The sequence below is a fragment of the Kurthia sp. ISK08 genome (assembly GCF_046159805.1).
Lineage (GTDB): Bacteria > Bacillota > Bacilli > Bacillales_A > Planococcaceae > Kurthia > Kurthia gibsonii.
On sequence record NZ_JBJXHL010000002.1, the window covers coordinates 407,281 to 422,776 of the forward strand.

Consider the following 15,496-nt stretch of genomic DNA (forward strand, 5'->3'; position numbering starts at 1 on the left):
AGCCTCACTATCCCTATTCTATCAGTCTTTGAAACTAATTTACAAGGGAGAAACATTGTATAAGATAGGTTCTACCTATTTTCGTGTTGAAAAATACGTAAAAAGGAACGAAATAAGAAAAAACAAGTTGCACAGAAAGGGAGAAACTATCAAAAAAACCATTTTAAGCCAATATAGGGTGTTTACAATTCTCTTTTTTCATGTTCATAATAGAGGTATTAACTCAAGAAGGGTATGTTAATGTGAACATGAATTGGCAAGAGATGATGGTACAATTTGCAGGCGGCTTAGGTCTGTTTTTATTTTCAATTAAATATATGGGAGATGGTTTACAAAAGTGGGCGGGAGATCGTTTGCGGGACGTCTTAGATCGCTACACGACCAATCCACTTTCAGGTGTACTTGTAGGAATTATCGTAACCATTCTCCTTCATTCAAGTGCCGCAACTGCGATTATTACAGTTGGTTTAGTTTCAGCAGGCTTTCTTACGTTAAGACAATCAATTGGTGTCATTATGGGCGCAAATGTAGGAACGACGTTAACTGCATTTTTAATTGGATTTAATTTAGGGAACTACGCATACATATTAGTAGCAGTTGGTGCATTATCTATTTATTTTGTAAGAACGCCCCTATTTCAAAATATAGGACAATTATTATTTGGTTTAGGTGGCATGTTTATCGGACTGGATCTCATGTCAAATGGTATGGCGCCACTTGCCAACTTGAATTCTTTTGTCGAGTGGTCGATGAAAATTAGCGAGTTCCCTCTATTTGGTGTGCTGATTGGTATCATGTCGACATTCATTGTTCAAAGTTCGAGTGTGACAGTCGGTATTTTACAAGGGATGTTCGATGAAGGAATGCTACCAATTCATACAGCTCTACCTATCTTATTCGGTGAAAATATCGGGACAACTCTAACTGTTATTTTGGCATCGATTGGAACAACCGTTATGGCAAGAAGAACAGCAGTCACACACCTACTTTTCAATTTAATTGGAACAGTCGTATTTTTAACGTTCGTTAATTTCTTTACGCTCTATTTGGAATGGTTGATGAATATCTTCAATTTACAGCCACGTATGGTGATTGCATTTGCACATGGTTCATTTAATATTGGCAATGTCATGTTACAATTACCATTTATCGGTGTAATGGTATGGCTTGTCACAAAGGTTGTACCAGGCGAAGATAGTACTGTACAAATTCGCGCTAGTCAATTGGACGAGCAATTTATTAGTGCCTCACCCTCGATTGCGATTGGACAGGCAAAAGAAGAGGTTGTTCGCATGGGTGATTATAGTATCGAAGGATTGAAAAAGACTTGGGCTTATTTTGAAACATTCGATCGTCAAGTAGGGAATGAAGCTTTAAAGATAGAAGAAGTTATTAATAGTATGGATCGTAAAATTACAGACTACTTAATTCGAGTATCCAGTCAATCGTTGTCAGATACAGACTCCGCACGTCATCATGTCCTACTTGAAAATATTCGAGATATTGAACGAATTGGTGATCATTTTGAAAACATCGTTGAATTAATTGATGATATTGTCGCCAATCGTGTACAATTTAGTGCAATCGCAAAACAAGAATTAGCTGAAATGTATGAACTCGTCTTACAAAATGTTGAAGCTGCGCTCTATGTATTGAATACGAATGATTACAAGGATATAGAGCAAATTGAAAAGCGAGAAGAACAAATTGACCAATTAGAGCGCGTATTACGTAAAAAGCATATTCATCGTTTGAATAAAGGATTATGCACAGCTTACTCAGGTATTATTTTTACAGATATAATGAGTAATTTGGAACGAATTGGTGATCACGCCGTCAATCTAACAGAGAGTACATTACAAAAATAAGGAGTGATTTGGATGAGTATACTTGCATGGATTTTAATTATTCTCAGTTTCGTTATCGCATTTATTGGTTTAGTCTATCCGATTATTCCTTCCGTTCTATTTATATTTTTAGGCTTCATATTCTATGGGATTTTTTATGAATTTGGTGACCTTGCTTGGTGGTTCTGGGTTATTGAAATACTTTTAACCGTTTTATTATTTAGTGCAGATACGCTATCGAATATTGTCGGTGTGAAAAAATTTGGTGGCTCCAAAGCAGGAATGTGGGGGAGTACAATCGGTTTATTGATTGGACCGTTCGTTATACCTTTTGCTGGCATCATTTTAGGACCATTCTTAGGTGCGGTCATTGCAGAGTTGATTGTGACGCGTAGTTCGATTAAGAATGCTGTACTATCAGGAGTGGGTTCATTAGTTGGCTTCTTAACGTCCATTGTGACAAAGGGAATTATTCAAGTTATTATGATTCTCCTATTTATTTTTGCAATATAAAAATTCCGTCTAAAGACTGAAAAACGTATGGAATAGGCATTTTCATTTGAATAACGAATCATTTTTTGTTAATCTAAACGTGTAGTAAATAATAGTTATTCCAAGGAGGAATTTGAATTATGGCTTTTGAATTACCAAAATTACCTTATGCTAACGACGCACTAGAACCACATATCGATGCAAGAACAATGGAAATCCACCATGATCGTCATCACCAAACATATGTAACAGGTTTAAACACTGCTTTAGAAGGCAAAGAAGAATTTGCAGGTAAAACTGTAGAAGAAATCATCGCAAACTTAGATGCTGTTCCTGCTGATGTACGTACAGCTGTACGTAACAACGGTGGTGGCCACGCAAACCACTCTCTATTCTGGCTTTTATTAACTCCAAACGGTAAAGGCGCTCCAGAAGGCGAATTAGCGGCTGCAATCGATGCAAAATTCGGTTCATTCGACGCGTTCAAAGAAGAGTTTGCTAACGCTGCAAAAACTCGTTTCGGTTCAGGCTGGGCTTGGTTATCAGTAGTAAACGGTGAATTAGAAATTTCTTCTACACCAAACCAAGATTCACCAATCATGGAAGGTAAAACACCAATCCTTGGACTAGATGTTTGGGAGCACGCTTATTACCTAAACTATCAAAACGTACGTCCTGACTACATTGCAGCATTCTGGAACGTAGTAAACTGGGACAAAGTTGCAGAATTATACGCAGCAGCAAAATAATTTTGTAATTTCGGAACAAAACACGCCAACTTCACGTCATGAAGTTGACGTGTTTTTTCTATGTAAAAAAAGAAGAATGGGTTCTCTAGAAAACAGGACTTTTTATGTAAGATATTGGGTACATGAAAGAGAGGAAACGAACCCATAAAGAGTAGCATGAGACTGTTTTTTACATAAAAAAATGTTATACTACTATTTATGAAAAGGACAGAGGGAGGCCCACTGATGAAGCGAAAGAATAAAGGTAAAACTAAGCGCTCCTCCAACGGCAATGCAAAGCAGAGAGCCAATCTTTCCCTACGAATGAATATTTTGTTTTTTACAATTTTTATCTTATTTACAGTGTTAGTTATGCGGTTAGGATATGTTCAAATTGTAAAGGGAGAAGAATATGCTCAGCAACTTCAAAAAACAGAAGAAGCAACAGTGAATACAAGTGTGCCGCGTGGGCGCATTTTTGACCGTAATGGGAAGGTTTTAGTAGATAATAAGCCGAAAAATGCCATTACGTACACAAAGTATTCAACGACTACTTCGGAAGAAATGTTAAAGATGGCGAAAAAGTTATCAAAACTGATTACGATGGAAACAGATCGTATTGCAGAGCGTGATAAATTGGATTATTGGATGATTAAGCATCCGAAAGAAGCGAAAGCAAAAATCACGAAAGAAGAAGAGAAAAAAATCTTAGAGAATGGTAAAAAAGCAGGCGACCAACAAAATGAGATTGATCAAATCATTCGTGAACGTATTACAAAAGAAGAATTAAATTCTTTAACAAAAAAAGATTTACAGATTGTAGCGATTTATTCGAAAATGGTCGCAGGGTACAATTTATCGCCTCAAATTATTAAGAGTGATAATGTATCGGATGAAGAGTTTGCGGTTGTATCTGAACATCTAAGTGAATTACCAGGTGTGAATACAACAACAGATTGGCAACGTGAAAAGAAATCGGATTTAAGTATTCTTGGTGCCACAACAACGCCAAAAGAAGGGATTCCGAAAGATAAATTAAGTTACTTCTTAGCGCGTGACTATTCACGAAATGATCGTGTCGGTAAGTCGTATTTAGAACAAGAATACGAACCTATCTTACAAGGGGAAAAGTCTGTTGTTAAATCAGATACGGATAGTAGTGGTAAAGTAGTTGATACGAAAGTTGTAAAAGAAGGGAAAGCAGGTAAAGACCTTGTTTTAACAATTGATAGTAAGCTACAAAAGGAAACAGATAAAATTGTAACCGAACAATTAATGATGGCGAAGCGTACAGGTGCTTCGAGTTTATTAGATCGCGCTTTCCTTGTGATGATGGATCCGAATACAGGTGAGATTTTATCAATGGTAGGTAAGAAGATTGAAACAGACGATAAAGGAAAACAACAAATTACGGACTACTCAATTGGTAACTTTACAAGTTCATATGAAGTAGGTTCGGTTATTAAACCAGCTACGTTATTAACAGGTTATCATTATAATGCGATTAATATAGGAGAATACATTGTCGATTCACCTGTTAAATTAGCCGGTACAAGACCGAAATCTTCTATCTTCAACCGTGGTGGTTCAATTTCTCTAAACGATACAACTGCAATTGAACGTTCATCTAACGTTTATATGTTTAAAACAGCGATGAAAATTGCTAAATTACCATATATTTATAATGGACCACTTCCAACAACAACTGAAGACTTTAACCGTATACGTCGTTACTACGCACAGTTCGGTTTAGGGGTAGAAACAGGTATTGATTTACCTGGAGAATTTACAGGGGTTAAAGGGTCTGAAACAATCGGTGGTAAGTATCTCGACTTAGTAATCGGACAGTACGATACATTTACACCGTTACAATTAGCACAGTATGTCTCAACAATTGCGAATGGCGGTAAGCGTATTGCACCTCGTCTTTTAAAAGAAATTCATGAACCGTCACAAGATGGTGAAAAAATCGGTGCTTTAGAACAAGAAATTCAACCAAAAGTATTGAATACGATTGATAACTCTGAGCAAGAGATTAACCATGTGAAAGATGCAATGAGCAAAGTGTACTACGGTTCACAAGGCTCAGGTGCAAGTCAATTTAAAGATTCGAAATTTAATGGTGCTGGTAAAACAGGTACTGCACAGGTAGTATACTTTGGACCACAAAAAAGTCGATATGGTACAGAAACATTAACGGTTACACACGTTGGTTTTGCACCGAAAGACAATCCTCAAATAGCTTATGCGGTCGTTGTACCTTGGATTACAACATCAGAACAATATACGCCGATTAATAATATTATCGCGCGTAAGTCAGTTGATAAGTACTTTGAGCTGAAAAAGAAAGAAACGAAAAAAGATAAACAAACAATCGGTACAAAAATTCAATAGTTCTTATAAGCTGTATCTCTTTATAACAAGAGGTACAGCTTTTTTTGTTTTCATATACAGTCTTTACATACGTTTACAAATCATTAACAAAATGAACATACCTTCTTACAATTCATTTATATGTCCTCAATAATCATTCTTTATAGTAAGTGTTGTAAGAAATAATAAACAGAACGCTTAGGGGGAAAAACAATGAAAAACTGGAAGTACTTTATGATGACATCAATCGTAGGCTCGGCATTAATCTTAGGAGCGTGCGGCAATAGCAATAACGAATCATCAAAAGGATCTTCAACAACTTCTCAAACAGATGCACAAGCAGGTGAGAATGAGAAGCTAGAAGGTAAAATTTCAGGAGATGGGTCTTCAACTGTTGCACCAATCATGGAAGCAATCGTAGAAGAATATTCAGCAGTACAACCGAAAGTGCAAGTATCAGTGGGTGTGTCAGGTACTGGCGGTGGATTTGAAAAATTCATTAACGGCGAAACAGACTTCTCAGATGCTTCTCGTCCAATCAAAGAAGAAGAAGCAGCGAAGTTAAAAGAGAAGAACATCGACTACACAGAATTAAAAATCGCATTTGACGGCTTATCAATCGTTGTAAACAAAGAAAACACATGGTTGAAAGATGCGACTGTTGACGAAATCAAAAAGATCTGGCTAGAAGATGGTAAAGAGAAAAAATGGTCAGATATCAACCCAAAATGGCCAAACGAGAAAATTGTTTATTATTCACCAGGAACGGAATCAGGCACGTATGACTACTTTGTAAATGATATTTTAGAAGGTAAAGACATCGTGAAATCAGCTACTTTATCAGAAGATGATAATGTTCTTGTAAAAGGTGTTGAATCAGATAAAAATGCAATTGGCTACTTCGGATTTGCTTACTATGTAGCGAATAAAGATAAGTTACAAGTGGTAAAAGTTGATGGTGTAGAGCCAACGCATGACACAATTGAATCAGGCGAATACACACCGCTTTCACGTCCACTATTTGTTTACGTGAAAAATGAAGCAGTGAAAAATAATCCTGTAATGTACAACTTCACAGAATACATGGTGAAAAATGCAGGACCGATGGCTGAAGCAGTTGGTTATGTAAAAGCACCAGAAGATGTTTATAAAGAAGATCTAGAAAAAGTAGAAAAATTAAAAAAATAAGGTGTCACAATTGAAGGACTGACCTACCAGTCACCTGCCATTAGCAGTTGCATAGGGCAGTCCTCTTTTCTTAAAGGAGTGAAAGACGTTGTCTACAAACAAGGCAGGAGACAAATTGAATGTTCAAAGTATGATTGAACAACATAAAAATAAAGGTATGAAAAAGTTCGTTGAAAAATTAATGCCTAAATTATTGTTTATTACAGCGCTTGTGTCTGTATTAGCAACGATTGGTATTGTTTTTACGCTCATTTTTGAGACATTTGAATTCTTTAGAAGAGTCCCATTCTTCGATTACATACTCGGAACAGAGTGGCTTCCATTCTCAGGGACATCTCCGAGTTATGGCGTATTACCACTTATTATCGGTACATTAAAAGTAACAGGCATCGCGATAGTTGTAGCAGTACCACTTGGTTTAGCGGCTGCCATTTATTTAAGTGAATATGCATCAGATAATGTACGTCGTGTTGTCAAACCGATTTTAGAGGTTTTAGCAGGCGTTCCAACGATTGTTTACGGCTTCTTCGCATTAACATTTGTAACACCTCTTTTACAAGAAGTGATTCCAGGTTTGAAAATCTTCAATGCGATTAGCCCAGGGATTGTTGTCGGGATCATGATTCTTCCAACCATTGCTTCTTTATCAGAAGATGCGATGTCAAGTGTGCCAAGATCGATGCGTGAAGGTGCATTAGCACTTGGTTCGACGAAATTAGAAGTAGCTTTAAAAGTTGTTTTACCAGCAGCACTATCAGGAATTTTAGCATCTGTTGTTCTTGGAATCTCTCGTGCGATTGGTGAGACGATGATTGTATCTCTTGCAGGTGGTTCAACACCAAAGTTTGACGGGGAAATTACAGACTCCATTCAGACAATGACAGCATATATCGTACAAGTATCAACAGGTGATGCAGGTTACGGTACAACGATTTACTACTCAATTTATGCAGTTGGTTTCACATTATTCATCTTTACATTACTCATGAACCTTCTAGCTGGCTATATCTCTAAAAAGTTTAGGGAGGAATATTAATGAATTACATCCATCACGATACGGTAGTCAAACGTATGTCAAAACGTCTACTTAAAAATAAAATTTATAAAACGTTGTTTTTAAGTGCGACATTATTAGCTTTGCTCGTTCTAGCTGTTCTTGGCTACCGCATGATTACACAAGGTGCAGGTTATCTCAACTGGGATTTTTTAAATAACTTCTCATCTCGATTCCCACAAAACGCAGGGATTAAAGCAGCGCTTGTCGGTTCGCTTTGGTTACTAGCTGTTGTCGCACCTGTATCACTGATTTTAGGTGTTGGTGCAGCCGTTTATTTAGAAGAATATGCAAAAAAGAATCGTATTACAACGTTCATTCAAATGAATATTTCAAACTTAGCAGGCGTTCCATCAATCGTATTCGGTTTACTTGGATTAACCATTTTCGTTCGTATGCTTGGCATGGGTAAAAGTGTACTTGCTGCTGGATTAACGATGAGTCTTCTGATCTTACCCGTTATTATCGTTGCAGCACAGGAAGCCATTCGAGCTGTTCCGAATGAATTACGTGAAGCTTCTTATGGAATTGGTGCAACAAAATGGCAAACGATTTTAAAAGTTGTCTTACCATCAGCCATTCCAGGAATTTTAACAGGTGGGATATTAGCGCTCTCTCGTGCAATCGGTGAAACAGCACCACTTGTTGTCATCGGTATTCCAGTAATCATTCACTTTTTACCTGAAAGTATCTTTAGTGAATTCACAGCACTTCCAATGCAAATCTTTGACTGGGCAAAACGTCCACAAGAGGAGTTCCAGTATGTTGCAGCAGCAGGAATTCTCGTATTGATGGCAGTTCTCGTATTTATGAACTCAATCGCAGTAATTATTCGAAATAAATTCTCAAAACGTTATTAAAATGGAGGCAATGAACATGGTTAAAAAACCAATCGTTGAACAAGCAATGCAAGAAAAGAAACAAGATTTAAAAGTGATTACACCATCTGAGAAGGCGAGTATTTATAAGACTGAAAATTTAAACCTTTGGTATGGCGATAAACATGCATTGAAAGACATTCAATTAGACATTAAACAGAATGAAGTAACAGCGATTATTGGTCCTTCTGGTTGTGGGAAGTCAACGTATTTGAAAACATTAAATCGTATGGTTGAGTTAGTACCTTCTGTTCGTACAACAGGAGAAATTCATTATCGCGATCGTAATATTTTAGATAAATCGTATCAAGTGGAAGAACTACGTACAAAAGTAGGCATGGTATTCCAAAAGCCAAATCCATTCCCAAAATCAATCTACGATAATATTGCATACGGTCCACGTATTCATGGGATTAAAAATCGTAAACTCTTAGATGAAATTGTTGAGAGAAGTTTACGTGGTGCAGCGATTTGGGATGAGGTAAAAGACAGACTACATGAAAATGCGTATGGTCTATCAGGTGGTCAGCAACAACGTATTTGTATCGCACGCTGTTTAGCGATTGAACCAGACGTTATTTTAATGGATGAACCAACATCTGCACTCGATCCAATTTCTACTTTGAAAGTAGAAGAATTAGTACAGGAATTGAAAAAAGATTATTCGATTATTATCGTGACACATAACATGCAACAAGCAGCGCGTATTTCTGATAAAACTGCATTCTTCTTAAACGGGGAAGTAATCGAGTACGACGAAACAGATAAAATCTTCTCGAATCCAGTAGATCAGCGTACAGAGGATTATGTATCGGGCCGTTTTGGATAAGGAGGAGAAGAAGATGGTAGTACGTGAAAAGTATGAGCAACATCTAGTAGATTTAAATCAACTATTAATTGATTTATGTGAAATGGCGATTCGTGCATTTGATAAATCAGTCGATACTTTTTTAGAAAAAGATATTAATCAAGCAATGATGATTTTAGAACAAGATCAATTTATGAATCGTCTAGAGCAACATATCCAAGATGAAGCGATTCTCTTAATTACAAAGCAACAACCTGTAGCAACTGATTTACGCCGTATTATGATGATTGTTAGCGCAGCTTCTGATATGGAACGAATAGGTGATCATGCGGTGAATATTGCAAAAGAAACCATTCGTTTAGGAGATGCGAATCTGCATTATTCAGTAGAGAAAGTGGAGAAGTTACGTTTATTAACAAAAACGATGTTGGAAGATATGTTAGCGGCTCTTGCAACAGAAGATTTACCACTAGCGAAAGCTATCTCTAAAAGAGATGACGAAATCGATCAACTCTACGGTGAAGCGATTGTAGAACTAGTGGAATCAGCGAAAGAAAGTGGTGCAAAACTAGAACAAATTATTCAACTGAGCTTTATTTGTAAGTCGATTGAACGAATTGGTGACTACACAACGAATCTAGCTGAAGGACTTTTCTTCTTATTAAAAGGGACACATCGCGAACTGAATAGCTAAGAAAGTAAGGGCATGAAAATATACGACAAAAAAACGGAGACAAAAGTATTTTCAACATAGCAAATCCCGTATGATTTTGAAAAATCATACGGGATTTGTTCGTTCAGATCAATTTTCGCTTCGAAAAATGAATAGAGGTAGGCAAGAAAAGAACGCAACGTCCTGTTGCAAATCTTGCCCCACTACATCACGTAGCGTTCGGGCATGGCTTCAAACTCCTCGTCACTGCGTTCCTGTGGGGTTTTCAGCACATGCTATTCCCACAGGAGTCGTTTTCTACGCGTTCAATTGATTTGATTATTCGCATTTGAAACATATTATTTTGTTCTGTCCAAGACGCTTTTATTTTTTATTGCCTCTATACGTATAATTGGCACATAATCTAACTTCATTGCTTTTTGCCATAAGCTTGTCCAAACAGCTTATGTAAAATAATGTTCATTTAATTTAAAATAAGCTATTTCAACATGGAGCAATCAAAGTACTGTAGTTAATTTAGTGTTGAATAAATTGGAAAATTTAACTACAGTTAAAAGAAGTGTTAAATCTAAAACTAAGAAGCCAAAAGTGAAATTGAAAAATATTACAAAGGCTCCTTATAAAAAAGGTGGAGGTAGTATGAAAAAAAGATTTTATTAATGCTTATACATACTAATTTAAAAGTAATTTGAGTATAAATGCTTCAAAAATAGTTCATCATAGATTTATTGTAAATAATGGAGAAAGTAGTAAAAGGAATTAATTTCCTTTGGATTTTAAAAAGAGATAATAAAGTAAGAGGAGAGAGTTTATGATAGAAAAAATTAAAACTGAAGTGGTTCTTGATTTTAATTTAGGTAATGAAGAAGATTTAAAAGATACGATTGATGAAATGAGAGCTTATACTAAAGAATATGAAAATGATAAAGTGAGTTTGTTATCACTAAAAGAAATTTGTCATGACTTAAGTAACAAAAAACGATATGAAATTATTCTTGAAATAGAAAGAGATACTGAAAATCTTGGGCGAATCTATGAGAGTGAAGAAGAAAAATTATTTGGTTTTTATGAGGATGATGAATAGAAAAGTGAGTTTGAGATAAAAGTATTTTTAACAGAGTAAATCCCATATGGATTTTTAGTGAACACTTCAATCATAGTAAAAGTAATACACATTTTTTCCTTAAAAAATATACCAACGGATTATAAAGTCGATAAAGGTAATACAATAGCAAAATAAAAAGATGGGCTACTTGAAAAGCCCATCTTTTTATTTTCTTAATTCATGAACTTTTTTCCGTTCTCAGGATGTTTATATTCATTTCTAACTTCCAAGTCTTTTACAACTTCTAAATCATTTTCTAAATGACCAGTCAGATAGTCAGAATCTTTCACCGAATATTTGTCAGTTTCTTTCATCGTTTTTTATTTTGGTGTTGTAATTGCAGTTAAAATCTCTTTTTGTGACATCTCTGAATTTAGTTTGTTCTTTCCAAGTTGAATAGAAGAAGCTTTGCCTTCATTAATGATATAGCTTTCGAAGTCACTTGCACTCTTAATCATACCTGCTTTTTCAAGTGCCTCACTTACTTCAGAAGTACCCATGCCTGAACGAACATCTAGCGTATAGGTTTTCACTTCTTTTTTTGCTTTAGAAGGAGTAGCATCTTTCTTTTTAGCCAGTACAGCGTTTTCTTCTTGGAGTTTCGTAATTTGTTGTTGATACTGTTTAATATCACTTTTTTTAACGACGACTTCATCTTTAGCGGGTGTTGTTTTTCCGTCTGCTTCTTGCTTCATCTGTGTTAAACTCATCGTTGCGCCTGCTACAAAAATACTGATTCCAATTGTACGAATAACAGACTTTACACTCATCGCTTCGTCACCTCGTTTTGTAAGATGGTAGCGATTTGATCATAATCAAGCGAAGAGCGTTTTGCAATTTCTTGAAGATTAAAGCCTTGGTTATGTAATGCAAGAACTTGGCTCACTAAAATTTGATTCACATGAGAAGCAGAAGGAGCCATTTTTTTAGCTATTGGTGGCATATTTTTTTGAGATAACATTAATTCTTCTTCAATTATTTTTAAACGACGTTTTAATTGATTGTTTTCTTGATAAAAAGACATCGATAATTCTTCTAATTCTTTTTCAGTTCGTTTTTTTGAATTACCTGTAAAAAATGAAATGATGACAATGAGAATACCTACTCCCATTAAAATAACGGATAAATCCATCAATCTTCCTCCATAAAATGTAGTTATTTTTAACTTATTGTAACATATGCATTTCTATATAGAAATGATAGTAGATTTTTTAGACATTTGTGTTATAATGGTTTAGTCGTATAAATCATGCTCACTAAGACATTTTATTCTGTATATAGAGTGGGAGGGGTAACCATGCGCGTTAATATTACATTAGCTTGCACTGAATGTGGCGATCGTAACTACATTTCAAAGAAAAACAAACGTAACAATCCAGAACGTCTTGAATTGAACAAATATTGCTCTCGTGAACAAAAGATGACACTTCATCGCGAAACGAAGTAATGCTCATTGCCAAAACCTATTGTAGGTTTTGGCTTTTCCATTTTAATAAGGTAGGGTGATTTCATTGGATAAAAAGAAGTTTAGAACTGATGTCAGAACAAAGCTTGTAGCACTATCTCAAGAGGAACATAAAAGAAAATCGTGGATGATACATAATAAAGTGATTAATTTAGACGAAATAAAAAATGCACAAACAATTGCCGTCACGATTTCAAACTTTCCAGAAGTGGATACCATGCATTTAATTGAAGCTTTATGGAAGATGGATAAAAAGGTTGCAGTGCCTCGCTGTGACCCGAAAACACGCACCATGACATTTTACATCTTTGACAATGAAGAACAGCTAGAAACCGTTTATATGGATTTAAAAGAACCAATTCCTTCTAAGACAAAACAAGTACATGCTGAGGAAATTGATGTCATTATCGCCCCAGGTATTGTATTTGATCGAAGTGGATATCGCATTGGTTATGGTGGGGGTTATTATGATCGCTACTTAGCGCAATTTAATCGCACTGTTATTGCGATGGCATTTGACATGCAGATAGTTGAAAAAGTGCCGACAGATGCGTATGATTTACCTGTAGGGAAAATAATTACGGAAGAACACATCATCTCCTGTAAAGAGGCTCGAAGGGAAGAACAATAGAACATTATGGAAAATGTATATGATATTCGACAATATTTAAAAAAGTTTGGCACCATTATTTATACAAAGGATCCAATCGGTGATTTGCATTTAATGGCAGATGACTTACAAGAATTATATAAGGCGGGAATTCTACCAATTCGAGATTACCAAGTAGCACGTCATATACTTCGAATGGAAGAAACACGTATTAAACGACAACGCGGTGATTTTTAAGTAATGTATGCAATCCTACAAATCAATCGTGCATTTGTAGGATTGTTTTATTTTTTTAAAAAAAGGTAAAGAATATAAAGTGAAAGAAGGTGGGAACATGATTCAGAAAAGTGGAAAATACACAGCGTTACTTGTTGTAGTTTGCACCATGTGGATTCAAACATATCTTACATATAAAACGAGTTTTGATTTAAAAGTCGAAAATCTGCTTCAAGAAATTATTTTATTCATTAATCCATTACCGTTTTTACTATTAATTTTTGGTGTGGCATTATTTTTTAAAACAGCTAAAAAGCGAAATCGCTATTACCTTATTGTAAGTGGGATTTTAACATTTGTTCTCTATGGAAATGTTGTATTTTATCGATTTTATAGCGACTTTATTACATTACCTGTTCTCTTTCAAACGAGTAATTTTGGTGATTTAGGTAATTCAATCACGACATTGATTAGTCTGAAAGATATTTGGTACGCAACTGGTTTTCTCATCATCTATATTACATTGAAAAAAATACATAGCGTAAAAGAGTTCCAATTGATTAAAAAAGAAGAACGCCGTACGTATTTTATTTTCAGTGTGGCGGTTTTATGTTTCAACTTAGGATTAGCTGAAATTGAACGACCGCAATTATTAACGCGCAGTTTTGATCGCGAAATTCTCGTGAAAAGTATTGGTACATTTGACTATCATTTATATGATGCCTTCGTCCAATCAAAATCACATGCGCAGCGTGTCTTAGCAGATGGTAGTGAGTTAACAGAAGTATCGAACTATGTAAAATCGAATCAAGCAGAACCGAATCCCTCATACTTTGGATTAGCGAAAGATCGAAATGTCATTATTATTTCACTTGAATCCATGCAAAACTTTGTCATTAACAATCAAGTGAAAGGACAGACCATTACACCTTTTTTAAATGAGTTAACAAAAGACCCTGATACATTTTATTTTGATGAATTTTATCATCAAACTGGTTTAGGTAAAACATCTGATGCAGAATTTATTGTAGAAAATTCAATGTACGGGACAGGGCGAGGTGCAGTATTCTTTACGAATGCAGGTAATACATTTGAATCAATGGCGAGTCGTTTGAATGACACAGGTTATTATACATCTGTTATGCATGCAAATAATAAAAGCTTTTGGAATCGTGATTTAATGTATGAGTCGCTGCATATTAAAAAGTTTTTTGATGTAGCGTCATATAATGTGACAGAGAAGAACTCAGCAAACTGGGGCTTAAAAGATATTCCCTTTATGGAGCAGTCTGTTAAGTTGATGGAAGATTTACCACAACCATTCTATACAAGAATGTTGACGTTATCGAATCATTTCCCGTTCACATCAGATGAGGAAGATCAGTATATTAAACCATATGATTCTGGTGATGAAACGGTAGATCGCTATTTCCAGACAGCACGTTACACAGATGAAGCAGTAAAAGTGTTGTTCCAGCGCCTCAAACAGAGTGGCTTATACGATAATTCTATTATTGTGATGTATGGCGATCATTATGGTATTTCAGATAATCATAATAAAGCGATGGCGAAGTATTTAGGTAAAGATGCGATTACACCGTATGATGCAGCAAAATTACAGCGCGTTCCGTTTTTCATCCATATTCCAGGTTCAAATAAAGGAAAAGTAATGCATGAAGTAGCTGGAGAATTAGATATTCGCCCAACGATTCTGCATTTACTTGGATTGAATACCACACAAGATGTACAATTTGGACAAGATTTATTATCGAAAGAACATCAAAACTTTACTGTCTTTCGAGATGGACGTTTTGTGACAGACCGCGTTGTCTATGCAGCAGAAACATTTTATGATGCACAGACAGGTAAACCAATTCAAAATACGCAACCATATGAAAAATATATTAAACAAGCAAATCGTAAATTAGAAGTATCCGACCAAGTTATTAATGGAGACTTACTTCGATTTTATGATAAACAGACAGGGCAAATTACAGAGTAGATTTGCTCTGTTTTGCTTTTTTCATGCGAGAACTTCTAAAACTACGTTATAATAGCA

General features: G+C 35.6%; 16 protein-coding genes. 14 read left to right on the forward strand and 2 right to left on the reverse strand.

All coding sequences use genetic code 11. The features are described 5' to 3' along the window. The first annotated feature begins 248 nt into the window (after positions 1 to 248). From ACKVQX_RS05575 to ACKVQX_RS05620, 10 genes are all read left to right on the forward strand, one after another. Positions 249 to 1,868 carry a Na/Pi cotransporter family protein gene (locus ACKVQX_RS05575; protein WP_231726993.1) on the forward strand — a complete coding sequence of 540 codons (1,620 nt, stop codon included), beginning with the start codon at positions 249 to 251 and terminating at the stop codon, positions 1,866 to 1,868. 12 nt (positions 1,869 to 1,880) lie between these two features. Beyond that, positions 1,881 to 2,360, forward strand: a complete 480-nt coding sequence (locus ACKVQX_RS05580) for a DUF456 domain-containing protein (protein WP_068452705.1) — start codon at positions 1,881 to 1,883, stop codon at positions 2,358 to 2,360. A 119-nt stretch (positions 2,361 to 2,479) separates the two neighbouring features. Next, positions 2,480 to 3,088, forward strand: coding sequence for a superoxide dismutase (locus ACKVQX_RS05585; protein ID WP_068452708.1), 609 nt, complete (start codon positions 2,480 to 2,482; stop codon positions 3,086 to 3,088). Between the two features lie 225 nt (positions 3,089 to 3,313). After that, on the forward strand, positions 3,314 to 5,461 hold the full coding sequence (locus tag ACKVQX_RS05590; RefSeq protein WP_068452710.1) for a penicillin-binding protein 2: 2,148 nt from the start codon (positions 3,314 to 3,316) through the stop codon (positions 5,459 to 5,461). Between the two features lie 192 nt (positions 5,462 to 5,653). Beyond that, positions 5,654 to 6,628 carry a PstS family phosphate ABC transporter substrate-binding protein gene (locus ACKVQX_RS05595; RefSeq protein WP_087680265.1) on the forward strand — a complete coding sequence of 325 codons (975 nt, stop codon included), beginning with the start codon at positions 5,654 to 5,656 and terminating at the stop codon, positions 6,626 to 6,628. A 130-nt stretch (positions 6,629 to 6,758) separates the two neighbouring features. Then, entirely contained in the window at positions 6,759 to 7,664 is a 906-nt protein-coding gene (gene pstC / locus ACKVQX_RS05600; protein WP_068457305.1) for a phosphate ABC transporter permease subunit PstC, read from the forward strand. Beyond that, positions 7,664 to 8,542 (forward strand): phosphate ABC transporter permease PstA, encoded by an 879-nt coding sequence (gene pstA / locus ACKVQX_RS05605; RefSeq protein WP_068452716.1) that lies wholly within the window; start codon positions 7,664 to 7,666, stop codon positions 8,540 to 8,542. The genes pstC and pstA overlap by 1 nt, the downstream gene beginning before the upstream one ends. A 46-nt stretch (positions 8,543 to 8,588) precedes the next feature. Further along, positions 8,589 to 9,389, forward strand: coding sequence for a phosphate ABC transporter ATP-binding protein PstB (gene pstB, locus ACKVQX_RS05610; RefSeq protein WP_068457308.1), 801 nt, complete (start codon positions 8,589 to 8,591; stop codon positions 9,387 to 9,389). Between the two features lie 13 nt (positions 9,390 to 9,402). Next, the gene (phoU, locus tag ACKVQX_RS05615) at positions 9,403 to 10,062 is read left to right on the forward strand and encodes a phosphate signaling complex protein PhoU (protein WP_068452719.1); all 660 of its coding nucleotides are present in this window, start codon (positions 9,403 to 9,405) and stop codon (positions 10,060 to 10,062) included. A 790-nt stretch (positions 10,063 to 10,852) separates the two neighbouring features. Then, entirely contained in the window at positions 10,853 to 11,125 is a 273-nt protein-coding gene (locus ACKVQX_RS05620; protein ID WP_068452722.1) for an ATPase, read from the forward strand. Positions 11,126 to 11,466: 341 nt separating this feature from the next. Here the strand turns inward: ACKVQX_RS05620 and ACKVQX_RS05625 are convergent, their stop codons facing one another. Next, positions 11,467 to 11,916 (reverse strand): hypothetical protein, encoded by a 450-nt coding sequence (locus ACKVQX_RS05625; protein WP_068452724.1) that lies wholly within the window; start codon positions 11,914 to 11,916, stop codon positions 11,467 to 11,469. After that, a complete protein-coding gene (locus ACKVQX_RS05630; RefSeq protein ID WP_068452727.1) occupies positions 11,913 to 12,278 on the reverse strand; it encodes a hypothetical protein in 366 nt (121 codons plus the stop codon). The genes ACKVQX_RS05625 and ACKVQX_RS05630 overlap by 4 nt, the downstream gene beginning before the upstream one ends. Before the next feature lie 165 nt (positions 12,279 to 12,443). On the opposite strand from ACKVQX_RS05630, the gene rpmG reads away from it, so the two are divergent. From rpmG to ACKVQX_RS05650, 4 genes are all read left to right on the forward strand, one after another. Continuing rightward, positions 12,444 to 12,593 (forward strand): 50S ribosomal protein L33, encoded by a 150-nt coding sequence (gene rpmG / locus ACKVQX_RS05635; protein WP_068452731.1) that lies wholly within the window; start codon positions 12,444 to 12,446, stop codon positions 12,591 to 12,593. 55 nt (positions 12,594 to 12,648) lie between these two features. Continuing rightward, entirely contained in the window at positions 12,649 to 13,242 is a 594-nt protein-coding gene (locus ACKVQX_RS05640) for a 5-formyltetrahydrofolate cyclo-ligase (RefSeq protein ID WP_325943923.1), read from the forward strand. A gap of 6 nt (positions 13,243 to 13,248) precedes the next feature. Next, complete coding sequence (locus tag ACKVQX_RS05645) at positions 13,249 to 13,458, forward strand: YqgQ family protein (RefSeq protein WP_087680258.1); 210 nt, start codon at positions 13,249 to 13,251, stop codon at positions 13,456 to 13,458. A gap of 97 nt (positions 13,459 to 13,555) precedes the next feature. Beyond that, entirely contained in the window at positions 13,556 to 15,439 is a 1,884-nt protein-coding gene (locus ACKVQX_RS05650) for an LTA synthase family protein (protein WP_087680257.1), read from the forward strand. Positions 15,440 to 15,496: the final 57 nt, after the last annotated feature.